We start from the raw sequence: 1,005 nt of genomic DNA, 5'->3' as shown, positions 1-1,005 counted from the left end.
CTGGAAGCCGCACGCATCGCGCTGGTCTACCGCACACCGGTCTTCCTCCTCTCCGACGGCTACCTCGCCAACGGCTCCGAACCCTGGCGCATCCCCGAGCCCGGTGAACTGCCCGACCTGCGCGTCCAGTTCGCGACCGGCCCCAACCACGAACTCGCCGACGGCACCGAAGTGTTCTGGCCCTACAAGCGCGACCCGCAGACCCTGGCCCGCCCCTGGGCCGTCCCCGGCACCCCCGGCCTCGAACACCGCATCGGCGGCATCGAGAAACAGGACGGCACCGGCAACATCTCCTACGACCCGGCCAACCACGACTTCATGGTCCGCACCCGCCAGGCCAAAATCGACAACATCCAGGTTCCCGACCTGGACGTCGACGACCCGGACGGTGCCCGCACCCTGGTCCTGGGGTGGGGGTCGACGTACGGGCCGATCACCGCGGCCGTGCGCCGGCTGCGCAGGGCGGGCGAGCCGATCGCCCAGGCCCACCTGCGCCACATCAACCCCTTCCCCCGCAACCTCGGCGAGATCCTCGCCCGGTACGAGAAGGTCGTGGTCCCGGAGATGAACCTCGGCCAGCTCGCCACGCTGCTGAGGGCGAAGTACCTGGTCGACGCCCACTCCTACAACCAGGTCAACGGCATGCCCTTCAAGGCGGAGCAGCTCGCCACGGCCCTCAAGGAGGCCATCGATGTCTGACATGACACTCGCCGGAGCGGGCGAACTGCTGAGCCTGGTCCCCAAGGCCACGGCCAAGCAGTCCATGAAGGACTTCAAGTCCGACCAGGAAGTCCGCTGGTGCCCCGGCTGTGGGGACTACGCGGTGCTGGCCGCGGTCCAGGGCTTCATGCCGGAGCTGGGCCTGGCCAAGGAGAACATCGTCTTCGTCTCCGGGATCGGCTGCTCCTCCCGCTTCCCGTACTACATGAACACCTACGGGATGCACTCCATCCACGGCCGCGCCCCCGCCATCGCCACCGGCCTCGCCACCTCCCGCCGCGACCT

The 1,005-nt window shown here is 68.9% G+C and carries 2 pseudogenes; both read left to right on the top strand.

The annotated features are described in order from the left end of the window. A pseudogene (locus tag ACFTZC_RS41970) lies at window positions 1-699 on the top strand (2-oxoglutarate ferredoxin oxidoreductase subunit alpha); the annotation flags it as partial. After that, a pseudogene (locus ACFTZC_RS41965) lies at window positions 692-1,005 on the top strand (2-oxoacid:ferredoxin oxidoreductase subunit beta); the annotation flags it as partial. The pseudogenes ACFTZC_RS41970 and ACFTZC_RS41965, both read left to right, overlap by 8 nt.

The organism is Streptomyces sp. NPDC056987, assembly GCF_042673865.1.
Classification (GTDB): Bacteria; Actinomycetota; Actinomycetes; order Streptomycetales; family Streptomycetaceae; genus Streptomyces.
Note: the sequence above shows the minus strand (reverse complement) of the source record. Positions and strands in the feature narration are given on the sequence as shown.